Source organism: Erythrobacter westpacificensis (genome assembly GCF_039542285.1).
Lineage (GTDB): Bacteria > Pseudomonadota > Alphaproteobacteria > Sphingomonadales > Sphingomonadaceae > Alteraurantiacibacter > Alteraurantiacibacter westpacificensis.
The window spans coordinates 407,972-419,410 of record NZ_BAABHV010000009.1 but is presented as its reverse complement, the minus strand read 5'-3'; the positions used below and the strand labels follow the sequence as shown (position 1 = coordinate 419,410).

Annotated in this window: 13 protein-coding genes; 4 read left to right on the top strand and 9 right to left on the bottom strand. The window is 64.5% G+C overall.

Going from position 1 to position 11,439, the window contains the following annotated elements:
- Positions 1 to 54: 54 nt before the first annotated feature.
- The gene (locus ABFX23_RS06745; protein ID WP_346032321.1) at positions 55 to 678 is read right to left on the bottom strand and encodes a class I SAM-dependent DNA methyltransferase; all 624 of its coding nucleotides are present in this window, start codon (positions 676 to 678) and stop codon (positions 55 to 57) included.
- A 110-nt stretch (positions 679 to 788) separates the two neighbouring features.
- Positions 789 to 2,207: a magnesium transporter gene (gene mgtE, locus ABFX23_RS06740; RefSeq protein ID WP_346032320.1), complete on the bottom strand. Its 1,419-nt coding sequence runs from the start codon at positions 2,205 to 2,207 to the stop codon at positions 789 to 791.
- 116 nt (positions 2,208 to 2,323) lie between these two features.
- Between mgtE and ABFX23_RS06735 the strand changes: the two genes are divergently transcribed.
- Complete coding sequence (locus ABFX23_RS06735) at positions 2,324 to 2,788, top strand: peptidylprolyl isomerase (protein WP_120078076.1); 465 nt, start codon at positions 2,324 to 2,326, stop codon at positions 2,786 to 2,788.
- A 62-nt stretch (positions 2,789 to 2,850) separates the two neighbouring features.
- Here the strand turns inward: ABFX23_RS06735 and ABFX23_RS06730 are convergent, their stop codons facing one another.
- From ABFX23_RS06730 to ABFX23_RS06710, 5 genes are all read right to left on the bottom strand, one after another.
- On the bottom strand, positions 2,851 to 3,831 hold the full coding sequence (locus ABFX23_RS06730; RefSeq protein ID WP_346032319.1) for a nuclear transport factor 2 family protein: 981 nt from the start codon (positions 3,829 to 3,831) through the stop codon (positions 2,851 to 2,853).
- Between the two features lie 68 nt (positions 3,832 to 3,899).
- The gene (locus ABFX23_RS06725) at positions 3,900 to 4,778 is read right to left on the bottom strand and encodes a LysR family transcriptional regulator (protein ID WP_346032318.1); all 879 of its coding nucleotides are present in this window, start codon (positions 4,776 to 4,778) and stop codon (positions 3,900 to 3,902) included.
- A gap of 120 nt (positions 4,779 to 4,898) precedes the next feature.
- Positions 4,899 to 5,849 (bottom strand): hemolysin family protein, encoded by a 951-nt coding sequence (locus ABFX23_RS06720; protein WP_346032317.1) that lies wholly within the window; start codon positions 5,847 to 5,849, stop codon positions 4,899 to 4,901.
- A 20-nt stretch (positions 5,850 to 5,869) separates the two neighbouring features.
- A complete protein-coding gene (ybeY, locus tag ABFX23_RS06715) occupies positions 5,870 to 6,361 on the bottom strand; it encodes an rRNA maturation RNase YbeY (protein WP_346032316.1) in 492 nt (163 codons plus the stop codon).
- A gap of 4 nt (positions 6,362 to 6,365) precedes the next feature.
- A complete protein-coding gene (locus ABFX23_RS06710) occupies positions 6,366 to 7,424 on the bottom strand; it encodes a PhoH family protein (protein WP_346032315.1) in 1,059 nt (352 codons plus the stop codon).
- Between the two features lie 207 nt (positions 7,425 to 7,631).
- Between ABFX23_RS06710 and ABFX23_RS06705 the strand changes: the two genes are divergently transcribed.
- The 3 genes from ABFX23_RS06705 to ABFX23_RS06695 all read left to right on the top strand — a co-directional run bounded on the left by ABFX23_RS06705 (position 7,632) and on the right by ABFX23_RS06695 (position 9,268).
- Positions 7,632 to 8,216, top strand: a complete 585-nt coding sequence (locus ABFX23_RS06705) for a hypothetical protein (protein WP_346032314.1) — start codon at positions 7,632 to 7,634, stop codon at positions 8,214 to 8,216.
- A gap of 91 nt (positions 8,217 to 8,307) precedes the next feature.
- Positions 8,308 to 8,865: a hypothetical protein gene (locus ABFX23_RS06700; RefSeq protein ID WP_346032313.1), complete on the top strand. Its 558-nt coding sequence runs from the start codon at positions 8,308 to 8,310 to the stop codon at positions 8,863 to 8,865.
- 112 nt (positions 8,866 to 8,977) lie between these two features.
- Positions 8,978 to 9,268 carry a hypothetical protein gene (locus ABFX23_RS06695; protein WP_346032312.1) on the top strand — a complete coding sequence of 97 codons (291 nt, stop codon included), beginning with the start codon at positions 8,978 to 8,980 and terminating at the stop codon, positions 9,266 to 9,268.
- Positions 9,269 to 9,281: 13 nt separating this feature from the next.
- Here ABFX23_RS06695 and miaB read toward each other — a convergent pair whose 3' ends face one another.
- On the bottom strand, positions 9,282 to 10,625 hold the full coding sequence (miaB, locus tag ABFX23_RS06690; RefSeq protein ID WP_346032311.1) for a tRNA (N6-isopentenyl adenosine(37)-C2)-methylthiotransferase MiaB: 1,344 nt from the start codon (positions 10,623 to 10,625) through the stop codon (positions 9,282 to 9,284).
- Between the two features lie 48 nt (positions 10,626 to 10,673).
- Positions 10,674 to 11,429, bottom strand: coding sequence for a lysophospholipid acyltransferase family protein (locus ABFX23_RS06685; RefSeq protein ID WP_346032310.1), 756 nt, complete (start codon positions 11,427 to 11,429; stop codon positions 10,674 to 10,676).
- Positions 11,430 to 11,439 lie beyond the last annotated feature (10 nt).

Genomic DNA, 11,439 nt, shown 5'->3' with positions numbered 1-11,439 from the left:
AAAGCATTTATACTTAACGGCTTGCCTGAATGACAAAGCCGTTACGCCGTAATGCTAACCGAGTCGTTCGAGAACCACGATGGTGGAGCCGCTGTTGTCGCCGTACTTGGCCAGGTGCGGTCCGTGTTCTTCGGAAAGCACCTTTACCTTTCCGGCCTCGACACTGTCCGGCACCAGACGGGAATAGTCCGGGTCTTCCAGGCTCAGGTCGTTGAGCGAGAAGGCCAGCAGCGCGCCGGGCTTCATCAGCCCCAGCAAGTCGTCGTAGACGAAGGACGGGGCCGCGCCCTTGCTGATGACGCCGACGGCAGTGAAGACGCGGTAGTCGCCAAGCTGCGCGTCTAGGGGCTTGTCGGGATCGACGTGCTGCAGCTTGCGATAGACATTCCTCTCGCGGGCCCGTTCCAGCATCCCTGCCGAAAGGTCCGCCCCATCGATTGCCGTGAAACCGGCATCGGCGAGGGCTTCGCCCGAGAGACCCGTGCCGCAGCCATAGTCGAGGATGGGGGTGTCGCGCTCGGCTACGAAGCGGGCCAGCGTTTCCGCCAGCCGCTTGGGCGTCAGGTAGCCGTTGCCGACGACATCGTCGTCGTACTGCTCGGCCCATTCGTCGTAGATCTCGCGCATTTCGGAATTGCCGGATGCCTGGTAAACTCGGTCCAGGTGCTTGTTCGCCATGTGGATTTCCCTGTTCGCCATGATGGTGTCGGGGTTGAAAGTGCAGAGTCGCACCAGGATTCGAATGGATGGGTCGGACCCATGTTCCGAAATACCTCGGATAGTCCATTCTACATGGAGACGAGACCACTGGCGACGGCCAGGCCGAGGAAGGCGAAGAAGCCCATCGAATCGGTGATCATCGTCACGAACACACTGGAGGCCACGGCCGGGTCCTGGTCCAGCCGTTCGAACGCGACGGGCACCAGTACGCCTGCCATGCCCGATACGATGATGTTGATGACCATGGCTGCAGCAATCACGCCGCCCAGTTGCGGGGTGAAGATTGCCGCCGTCGCAAGCCCGATCAGCACCGCGATGGTCGCGCCGTTCATCAGCGCGACTTTCAGCTCTCGCAGCACGAGCCTGCGTGTGTTCGACTTGGTCAGCTGGTTCATGGCGATGGCGCGCACGGTTACGGCCATGGTCTGCGTGCCCGCATTGCCGCCGATGCTCGCGACGATCGGCATCAGCACGGCCAGCGCCACCAGTTGCTCGATCGCCGCGCCGAACCACGCGATGATCGCGCTCGCCACCACCGCAGTGCCGAGGTTCGCCACAAGCCAGCGCACACGCGCGGAATAGGCATCGCGCAGCGGTTCGTTGATGTCGCCTTCGCCCGCGCCGCTCATCAGCAGGGCGTCCTCGCCCGCTTCCTCGGAAATGATGTGGACGATATCGTCGACCGTCAGCTGGCCCACGAGCCGCCCGTTCTCGTCCACCACGGCGGCGGAGATCAGCGCGTATTTCTGGAAGCGCAGGGCCACCTCTTCCTGGTCCATGCCGACAGGGATCAGCGTCTGGTCACGCTTCATCACGTCGGTGATCTTCACGGAGCGCGGCGTGCGCAGGATCCACGAAAGCTGGCAGGTGCCGAGCGGATGGAAGCGGTGATCGACCACGAAGACTTCCCAGAACTCGGTGGTCAGGTTCTCCTCGCTGCGCAGGTAATCAATGAGGTCGCCCACCGTCATGGAATCGGGCACCGCGATCAGCTCGCGCTGCATCAGGCGGCCGGCGGTTTCTTCCGGGTAGGCGAGGGCGGTCTCGATGACCGCGCGGTCCTCCGCCTCCACTTCGGCGAGGATGGCGCGCTGGTCGCCCTCGTCGAGATCCTCGATCAGCTGGACGGCATCGTCGGTGTCGAGCTGGCCGACGATCTCCGCCACCGCTTCGGGCGGCAGGTCTTCCAGCATGTCCTCGCGGACGTAGTCGTTCAGCTCCGCCACCACCTCGCTGCTCATCAGGTCGGTGATGGCGGCGGCCAGTTCGCGGCGATCCTCGCGCTCCAGCAGCTCGAACAGGTCGGCGATGTCGGCGGGGTGGAGCGGTTCTACGAGGTCGTAGGTGCTCTCCTCGTTATCGTCGTTCAGGCTTTCGCGAACCTGCCGGACGAATTCCGGCTTCAGCCGGTTCTCCTCGTCGAACTGCTCGCCTTCGCCCTGCTGGGCTGCCTCTGCGTCATGTTCGTGGAGATCGGTTTCGGCCATGTCTGCGGGGTCTATGCACAATGGCCGTAAAAGCAAGGCGGGCCTTGCAGGGCGTGGGTGACTTTCCCCGCGCGATCATCTAGGCGGCGGGCAACCCTATCACAGGAGATACGTAAATGGCCGATGAGAAACTGACTTTCACCCTCGATTGCGGAGACGGGAAGGGCGGCGATGTCGTCATCAAGCTGCGCAGCGACGTTGCGCCCAACCACGTGGCCCGCATCACCGAGCTGGCGAAGGAAGGCTTCTATGACGGCGTGGTGTTCCACCGCGTGATCCCCGGCTTCATGGCGCAGGGCGGCGATCCCACCGGCACCGGCATGAGCGGTTCGGACAAGCCCGACCTGAAGCAGGAATTCAGCAACGTGCCGCACGTGCGCGGCGTGTGCTCGATGGCCCGCACGATGGACCCCAACAGCGCCAACTCGCAGTTCTTCATCGTGTTCGACGATGCCCGCTTCCTCGACAACCAGTACACCGTCTGGGGCGAGGTCGAGAGCGGCATGGAGCATGTCGACGCGCTGCCGACCGGCGAACCGCCCGCCAACCCGGGCAAGATCGTCAAGGCCACCGTCGCCTGATGTGAAAAGGGGCGCCCGCTGCGGCGCCCCTTTCTTTATGTGGTGAGGTGGCGGTGGGGCGATCAGCCCTCCGTCGGCACCACGTTGCGGCTGCGGATCAGCCACTCGCCGTCCACGCGCACCACGTCGTCCACGCCGCGGCCCACGGCGGCCACACGCGGCGCTGGTTCCACTCCGGCACCGCCGCCGAACAGCGTCTGCCAGTAGTAGTGGACGCGGGCGTGATCGGCATCGACGAACTCGATCCGCTGGTTCGACATTATGTGGTACATGCCCGCTCCCGGCATCTCGCCGCGCGCGAAGCGCCCGGCATTGCCTTCTTCCAGCGATGCGATCATCCCGCGCAGCGCGTCGCGGCCTTCCACATTGTTGAACGAACCGTCAGGCGTGAACACCGAGGCATAGGCGTCGGCGTCCAGCGTGTCCGTCGCTCTGACATAGCGCCACATCAGCTCCTCGATCGCGGCGCGGTCGGCCAGTTCCTGTTCCGGCGAGGCGGGAGCGGCGGATTGCGGCGGTGCCGATTGAGTTTGGGCAGGCGGCAGGGTGGCCGGGTCCCAGTGGACGTCGGCCTTGCCGTCGACGAAGCGCCAGGTGTCGAACCAGGTGGTGGTGTAGGTATCCTCCGGGTCGTCGCCGTAGGGAATCTCGCGCTTGATCAGCACCGTGACGAGGTCGTCCTCTGCCACCACGTCCACGATGGGGCTGGTGAGCTCGCCGCAATCGTCGATGCGTTCCACCTTGGCGACTTCGGTGAAGTAATAGATCACGCCTTCGAGGCCCGAGGCTGCCATGGGGTTGTGCTGGATATAACGGTCGGTCAACCACTCGCCCGCGCGATCCCACTGGTTGCACTGGAGCAGTTCGCGCATGATGTGCAGCGCGGCCTGCTTGTTGCGGTGCAGTTCCGGGTCGTCGCTGGTGAACAGGCTTTCAGGATCGGGGTGGGCCACCACCGGATCGTTCAACGCCCGCATCTGCGCAGCGGCAGGCGTGGCAAGCGTTACGGCGGCAGTGGCGGCAAGCAGGGTTGCAAGTTTCATCGGACAGTCCTCCCTCGTTGACTTTGCCCGACGATGCCCGATTTCGCTGATCTAGGCTAGAGGCCAGATTACAAACCTGCGTTGACGATCCAGTCGTGGAAGATACGCACCGGTCGCGCTGCTAGGTCGGCCTGACGACAGACGAACCAGTACGAATAGGGGCTTTCGATCTGCTTGTCGTAGATACGCGCCAGTCGCGGGTCGTTGATGCGGTTGAGGTGATCGTCGTGCATCATGGCGATGCCCATGCCCTGCGCTGCGGCCTCCAGAATGATCTGTCCCGAATCGTAATGGTCGATGGCGGCAGGTTGCAGCTTTTCCAGACCCAGTGCCGCTTTCCACGCATCGAAGCTCATCACCATGTCGGTATGGAGCAGGAAGGTCTGCTTGGACAGCACGTCGATCCCGGGGTTCTCGCCCATCTCCTCCGCCAGCTGGGCACTGGCAATGGCGTGAACCGTGTTCTGATCTAGCTGCACGGAATAGAGCGAGGGATCGGGCCGATGGGTCAGGGTTATGGCCGCGTCCAGCGTGTCGCCGACGCGGTCGATCAGGTGCGGGCCGGTGTCGATATCGAGGTGCAGGCGGGGATGTGCCTTGCGCAGTTCGATTAGCCGCGGGAACAGCCGCTGCGTGCCGAACAGCGGCATTACGCCAAGGCGCAGGCGCATCAGTTGCAGGTTCTCGCTCTGCGTTTCCACCGCGGCCGCCAGTGATTCCAGGTGCGGCGCCACGGCATCGTAGAACGCGCGCCCCTCGTCGGTCAGCCGCATGGTCTGCCCGGAACGGGAGAACAGCTTGCGCCCTGTAAAGCTTTCCAGATTGCTGATCCGCCGCGACAGGGCCGACGGGCTGAGGCCCAGTTCGGTGGCCGCCGAGCGTGCCGAACCCAGCCGCACCACGCGAATGAAGGCCTCGAGGGCGCGCAGGGGCGGAAGACGACGCATGTGCACAATGTCGAGTGAAAACCGGCCCCTGTCGAGACCGAAATTGCAGGACGGGCAGCTTTTTGCCGCACTGCACCCAAAAACTGTGCAGCGTAAAGGACTTGGCCGCCCGCTCTCGTTTCAGGCCTCTTCTGTCTCGCGTTCCCCGTCGGGGCTGTGGAGCCGCAGCCGAGTGACGTGGGTTTCGTCCCCCGCCGTCACCTCTATGCGCCATCCGCTCGGGTGGGTGAGAATCGTACCGGGCTGGGGGACTTCCTCCGCCAGCACGAAGGCAAGACCGCCCAGCGTGTCGACGGCTTCCTCGACCTCTGCAAGAGCCGGGTCGCCGACAACCTCGGCAACATCGTCCAGTTCCACGCTGGCATCGGCATCCCACACGCCTTCGTCGACGGCCACGACCTGCTCGATCGGGGCTTCGTCATGCTCATCCTCGATCTCGCCGACGATTTCCTCGACCAGGTCCTCGATGGTGATGATCCCGTCGGTGCCGGAAAACTCGTCCACCACGATCGCGAGATGGACGCGGCGCTGGCGCATGTCGGCCAGCACGTCCAGCGCGCCGCGTGCCTGCGGCACGTAAAGCGGCTGGCGCATCATCGTGGTCCAGTCCGGCGGCGGGGTCTTGCCGCTGGCGAGAACGGCGAACACGTCCTTCAGGTGCATCATGCCGATCACGTCGTCCAGCTGGTCGCGATAGACGGGCATGCGCGATATGCCGTGTTCGGCAAACAGGGCGACCATGTCGTCCCACGGCACGGTGGCTTCCACCGCGATGATCTCCTTGCGAGGGATCGCCACGTCGTCGGCATCGTGCTCGCTGAAATGCAGCAGGTTGCGCAGCATCGTCAGCTCGACGGAGGACAGGTCCCCCTTCGAAGGCTGCTCGCCGCCGTTGGCGGCCTCGTCCTCGTGCTCGTCGATGGCCTCTTCCAGCTGCGCGCGCAGGCTGGTGTCGCCCTGTTCTTCAAACAGTCCGCGGATCGCGTTCCATAAGCCGCCCCCAGTACCTGAGGGGCTGCTACTCTCCGATTCTCCGTTTTGGGAATCGTCAGGTCTGTCACTATCGGGCATTGCCCTGTTACTTTCTCCGTTCAGGATGTGGCCGCGCTATATGGGTCTGCTATCCCCAAAAGTGCAAGCGCCTTCACTTCCAGTTGCTCCATTTTGTCGGCGTCCGCGTCCGAAATCTCGTGATCGTGACCGGCAAGATGGAGCAGGCCGTGCAGGATCAGGTGCGCGGCGTGCGTCTCCAGATCAATGCCCTTTGCCTCGGCCTCGCGCTCGCAGGTCTCGTGGGCGAGAGCGATGTCACCCAGCATTTCTGGCGGGCCATCCTCGGGGTCGAGGTGAACGAGGTCGCTGCGCTCCAGCATGGGAAAGCTCAGCACGTTGGTGGGCTTGTCGCGCTGGCGCCATTCGCGATTGAGTTCGTGCACCCGCGCGTCGCTGGTAAACAGCAGGCTGGTGACGAGGCGGGGATTGGCGAGTTCCGGGGCGACCTGCTGCGCCGCCCCGGCAACGCGCTCGGCAAGATCTTCCCAGTCGTGCTCGGGCCAGTCTTCGATGTCGATTTCGAGTTCCAAGGGACTAGTCGGCGTGTCCGCGCCCTTCGGCAGGGCCTTCGTAAGCTTCCACGATGCGTCCCACGATCGGGTGCCGCACCACGTCGGCAGCGGTGAAGCGGGTCACGCCGATGCCTTCCAGCCCTTCCACGCGCTGCACCGCATCGGCAAGTCCGCTCATGCGGTCGCCGCCGGGAATGTCCACCTGCCTGGGATCGCCGCAGATCACCATGCGGCTGTTCTGGCCGAAACGGGTGAGGAACATCTTCATCTGCTCGCGGGTGGTGTTCTGCGCTTCGTCCAGAATTACGAAGGCATCGGCCAGCGTGCGCCCGCGCATGAAAGCGATGGGCGCGATCTCGATCTCGCCCGATGCGATGCGGCGGTCCACCTGTTCGGGCGGCATGCAATCGTAGAGCGCATCGTAAAGCGGGCGCAGGTAAGGATCGACCTTGTCCTTCATGTCGCCGGGAAGGAAGCCCAGCTTCTCGCCCGCTTCCACGGCTGGGCGCGAGAGGATCAGGCGCTGCACGCTGCCGGTGATGAGCTGACTGATGGCCTGCGCCACGGCAAGGTAGGTCTTGCCGGTGCCCGCGGGGCCAAGCGCGAAGATGATGTCGCGGCTGTTGAGCTGCCGCATGTAATCGGCCTGCGTGTTGCTGCGCGGGGTTATCGTCTTCTTGCGGGTGCGGATCATGATCGGCGGGCCCTTGGCCTTGCCCGTCACGATGCCGTCCAGCAGCGGCTCGTCCGCCATGGTGATGAGCGCGTCGATCGCGCCTGCGTCGATGTCCTCGCCGGTCAGCAGCTTCTCGTGCAGCTTGATGAGCACGTCGCGTGCGCGGGCGACGTCGTCTTCCGTCCCTTCGATGGAAACCGTGTCCCCGCGTGCGGCGATATAGACACCGAGGCGGTTCTCGATCTGGACGAGGTTGGCGTCGAATTCCCCGAACAGCGCGCCAAGCGTGGTCTGGTCGTCGAAAGAAACCTCCACCCTTGCTCGCCTTGACGCATCGCGTCGTTCCTCGGGATGGGCGATCGTGGCGGCATTGTCGCCGGCGTCACGGGGAGGTTTGCGGGCCATGCGGGTCTTGGCGATTCCTTTCGATTGGCTACCTGCGAAGATAGGCTTCGCCCGCGTTGAGGCAAGCCGGACGGGGCAAGATGACGGTGGAAAGTCGCCCAGCTGTCATATTGACCGGGTCCACCGACCTCCGCGCAGAAGCAGCCGGTCTTGCAAGGACGCCTTCACTTGCGGCAGTTTCTTACCCACCATCAGGGGAGAGTCGTGATGAAAGGTCTTCAAGCGTTCGCAGTTCTGGGTGCCATAACCGTTTCGGCCTGTTCGGCCAGCGAAGAGGCACCCGCGCCGGCAGAGACTTACACCGTAGAGGTGGCCGATACTGCGCCCGGCGGCCAGCCTTCGGCGCAGGAAGACATCCGGCGCTATCTCCTCCAGAACTATCCCGATGTGGCACCGGGGCAATTCGCCTACGCCCTGCACGATCTCGATGGCGACGGTGCCGATGAAGCGATTGTCTATCTCGCCAGCCGCTATTTCTGCGGGACCGGCGGGTGCAACACGCTGGTGCTGGCGCCGGCGGGCCCGATGTGGCGCGAAGTGGCGAACATCAGCGTCTCGCGCACGCCCGTCGCCGTCGCCCAAACGGCCAGCAACGGCTGGCAGGACCTGCTGGTATCGGTCGGCGGCGGAGGGGCCGAGGCAGGCATGGCACTGCTGAAGTTCGACGGCGATGCCTACCCGTCAAACCCCACGGTCCCGCCGGCGGAATTGACCGATCAGACAGGCGAAGTTCTGCTTGCCGAGGAGCCGGAGATGATCGCGCTGGAGGCCGAGGCCGCGTCGGGGGAATGACTGGGCAGCTTCCGAAACGCTCCTGATTGCGTGAAGCATTGAAAATCAAGGAGATTGTCACCAGCGCGATTGCAGTGCTAGTCGTGGGCTCATGAAAAGTCGCTCGAGCACCCGTATGGTACGCGTCTCGCATTCGATGTGCCTGCCTCTCGCGATTTTGGCCCTGCTGTACGCAGCCGGCAGCGGAGTAGCGGCAGCGCAGGATGATCCTGATGACAATTCCATTATCGTTCGCGGAACAACCGAGGAAGAAGCCGAGCGTGCGGTTCGCGACCTCAGCCGGGAGGTGACGCGGGACCGGCGTTTCGGCGAGCAGATGCCGCGGTTCCAGAGCCCTGTCTGCGTCCTCGTCTACGGCCTCCCGCGGGAGAATGCGGTCGCGCTGGTGGCCCGCGTCCGGGCGAATGCCGAGCGCGTGGGGCTGCAGGTAGGCGAGGATGGCTGCGAGCCCAACATCGTCATCGGCGTGGTGGAGGACAGTGAAGCTGCCGTTTCCTTGCTGCGCGAGGAAAAGCCGTGGCTGTTCGATTCCCTGCGCGAATACGAGATCGAGCGCGATCTTTGGCGCAGGCCGGTCGGCGCGGGCCTGGCACGTAATCGAGGAAACCCTTGCATCAGGGCGGGAAATCGATGTTGGTCTGGACCTTGAAGTCGGCAACTCCAACCCGTCAGAAACCGAGGCCGGGACAGGCGCTCCGATCACAGCCGACACCTATGCTACGCGTTTCCGACCCCCGACACAGGCGGTGATCGCACGCGGCATGGTGCTGCTGGAATACGATGCGATCCTCGGATTGCAGACCGAGCAGGTCGCCGACTACGCCTCGATGCGCATGTTCGCCTCCGTCGACGATGCGCCTATTGAGGGAGACGAGCCTCTCGACACGATCCTCTCGCTCTTCTCCGATCCAGAAAGGGCGCCCGCCGAGTTGACCCAGTTTGACCTCGCTTACCTGCAGGCACTCTACAGCACCGGCCGCAACGCCGGGGACGCGGCGCTGTCGCGCGCAGCATCGCGGGCCTATCGCAGGAACGTGTTCGACGGGGAATAGGTAGAGCGCGCCGCTATGCGGCCACACGCTCCAGCAGGCGGCCTTGCAGCGAGCTCGGCCCGGCGTGGACCAGTTCTGCCCGCACGGTGTCGCCGATCTGCAATTCGCTGTCGAAGAACACCGATTGCAGCCAGGGGGACTTGCCCAGCCACTGGCCCGGCCGGCGGCCCTTGCGCTCGATCAGGACGTCGCAGGTCTTGCCGACGCTGGCCTTGTTGAAGGCATACTGGTCGCGCCCGAGGTGTGCCTGCAGGCGTTGCAGGCGCTCGTCCATCACTTCCTTCGCCACATGGTTTTCCATGCCGGCGGCAGGCGTGCCGGGGCGGGGCGAATACTTGAAACTGAAGGCCTGGGCGTAACCAACGGCATCGACGATGTTCAGCGTTTCCTCGAATTCCGCCTCGGTCTCGCCGGGGAAGCCAACGATGAAATCACCCGACAGCGCGATATCGGGCCGCGCAGCGCGGAAGCGTTCGAGCAGCTTGAGATAGCTTTCGGCAGTGTGCGAGCGGTTCATTGCTTTCAGCACCCGGTCGCTGCCGCTCTGCACCGGCAGGTGCAGGTAGGGCATCAGCTTCTCCACCTCGCCGTGCGCGGCGATCAGGCCCTCGGTCACGTCGTTGGGGTGGCTGGTGGTGTAGCGGATACGCTTCAGATCCGGCAGTTTCGCCAGTTCGCGGATCAGCCCGTCGAGGCCGAGCGTGTGGCCCTTGGCATCCTCACCGCTCCAGGCATTGACGTTCTGGCCCAGCAGCGTGATTTCCCGCGCGCCTGCATCAACCAGTTTTGCAGCCTCGTCCACCAGCTCGCTATAAGGACGGGAGATTTCCGCGCCGCGGGTATAGGGCACCACGCAATAGGTGCAGAACTTGTCGCACCCTTCCTGCACCGTCAGAAAGGCGGTGGGGGACACCTTGCGGCGTTTGGGCAGGGCAGCGAACTTCGCATCCTCCGGCATGTCCGTATCGGTGGAGCGTTCGCCCTTCACGGCGCGGTCCAGCATGTCGCCCAGACGGTGATAGGCCTGCGGGCCGACCACCATGCCGACGGCAGGTGCGCGCTTCATGATCTCCTCACCCTCGGCCTGCGCCACGCAGCCTGCCACCGCGATCATCGGCTCCTTGCCCGCCTCCGCGCCGCTTTTCACCAGCCGGCCGATGTCGGAATAGACCTTCTCGGTCGCCTTCTCGCGAATGTGGCAGGTGTTGAGCACCACGAGGTCCGCCGCTTCACCCTCGGATGCGGGCGTGATGCCCTTGGCTTCCAGCAATTCGGCCATGCGCTCGCCATCGTAGACGTTCATCTGGCAGCCGAAGCTCTTGACCCTGTAGGTCCTGGGGGAACTGGTGGATTTCATGATGGGCGCGCTCTTAGGCGAAAGCGGGCCGCCATTCAATCGCTGCCGCTAACGGACCACCCCGCCGATGGCCGCCTGCGCGGCGGCGGTGATGGTCTTGCGGTTCGTCAGGTCCTCGCCGCTGACGGGCGGCAGGAAGTGCACGTCCAGCCGCACCGGGCGAAGGCGGGCGAGGATGCGCTTGAAGTTGTCGAGCCCCGGCTCTTCGCCGACCCAGCTCACTTCCGGCACGTCCTCGTAGACGAGGGCGACCGGCTGCACGACCGCGCCTTCCGGCAAGGGCTCCAGCGCGCCGAGCAGGCTGGACTTGAAAGGGATGATCCCGGTGCCGTCGCTGGTCGTGCCCTCAGGGAACAGCGTGAGCGTGCCGCCGTGGTCCATCGCCAGCCGGATCTGCTCCGCCTGGTTGCCGACGTCGGAACGCTTGTGCCGGGCGATGAAAACCGTCTCGTTCATGTCGCACAGCCATTTGAGCAGGCCGAACTGCGCCAGCCCGTCGTGCGCAATGAAGGCGCTGTTGGCGGCGTGGGAGAGCGCGGGGATATCCAGCCAGCTGACATGGTTGGAAAGCAGCAGCGCGCCGCGCTGTCGCTGGCCGTGGCGTTTGAGATCCAGCCCCGCAACAATGCCGATCCCGGCCAGGAAAACGCGCGGCCAGAACCGGTCGAGGCCAAGCAGCTTCCAGAGGTAGTGCAGCGGCACGCACACGCAGAGCAGCGCCACCATCAGCAGAAGGCGAAAGCCGATCAGCAACCAACCGAGGGAGGAAATCGCGGGCGCAGCGGGAGCCACAGCGGGTGCCATGGCGCGGCGC

Excerpts from the sequence above, each read along its gene's own strand:
- ABFX23_RS06725 (WP_346032318.1), bottom strand. The coding sequence starts at position 4,778 with ATGCGTCGTCTTCCGCCCCTGCGCGCCCTCGAGGCCTTCATTCGCGTG.
- ABFX23_RS06730 (WP_346032319.1), bottom strand. The coding sequence starts at position 3,831 with ATGAAACTTGCAACCCTGCTTGCCGCCACTGCCGCCGTAACGCTTGCC.
- mgtE (WP_346032320.1), bottom strand. The coding sequence starts at position 2,207 with ATGGCCGAAACCGATCTCCACGAACATGACGCAGAGGCAGCCCAGCAG.
- ABFX23_RS06720 (WP_346032317.1), bottom strand. The coding sequence starts at position 5,849 with ATGCCCGATAGTGACAGACCTGACGATTCCCAAAACGGAGAATCGGAG.
- miaB (WP_346032311.1), bottom strand. The coding sequence starts at position 10,625 with ATGAAATCCACCAGTTCCCCCAGGACCTACAGGGTCAAGAGCTTCGGC.
- ABFX23_RS06745 (WP_346032321.1), bottom strand. The coding sequence starts at position 678 with ATGGCGAACAAGCACCTGGACCGAGTTTACCAGGCATCCGGCAATTCC.
- ABFX23_RS06695 (WP_346032312.1), top strand. The coding sequence starts at position 8,978 with ATGGTGCTGCTGGAATACGATGCGATCCTCGGATTGCAGACCGAGCAG.
- ABFX23_RS06705 (WP_346032314.1), top strand. The coding sequence starts at position 7,632 with ATGAAAGGTCTTCAAGCGTTCGCAGTTCTGGGTGCCATAACCGTTTCG.
- ABFX23_RS06685 (WP_346032310.1), bottom strand. The coding sequence starts at position 11,429 with ATGGCACCCGCTGTGGCTCCCGCTGCGCCCGCGATTTCCTCCCTCGGT.
- ABFX23_RS06735 (WP_120078076.1), top strand. The coding sequence starts at position 2,324 with ATGGCCGATGAGAAACTGACTTTCACCCTCGATTGCGGAGACGGGAAG.
- ABFX23_RS06710 (WP_346032315.1), bottom strand. The coding sequence starts at position 7,424 with ATGGCCCGCAAACCTCCCCGTGACGCCGGCGACAATGCCGCCACGATC.
- ABFX23_RS06700 (WP_346032313.1), top strand. The coding sequence starts at position 8,308 with ATGAAAAGTCGCTCGAGCACCCGTATGGTACGCGTCTCGCATTCGATG.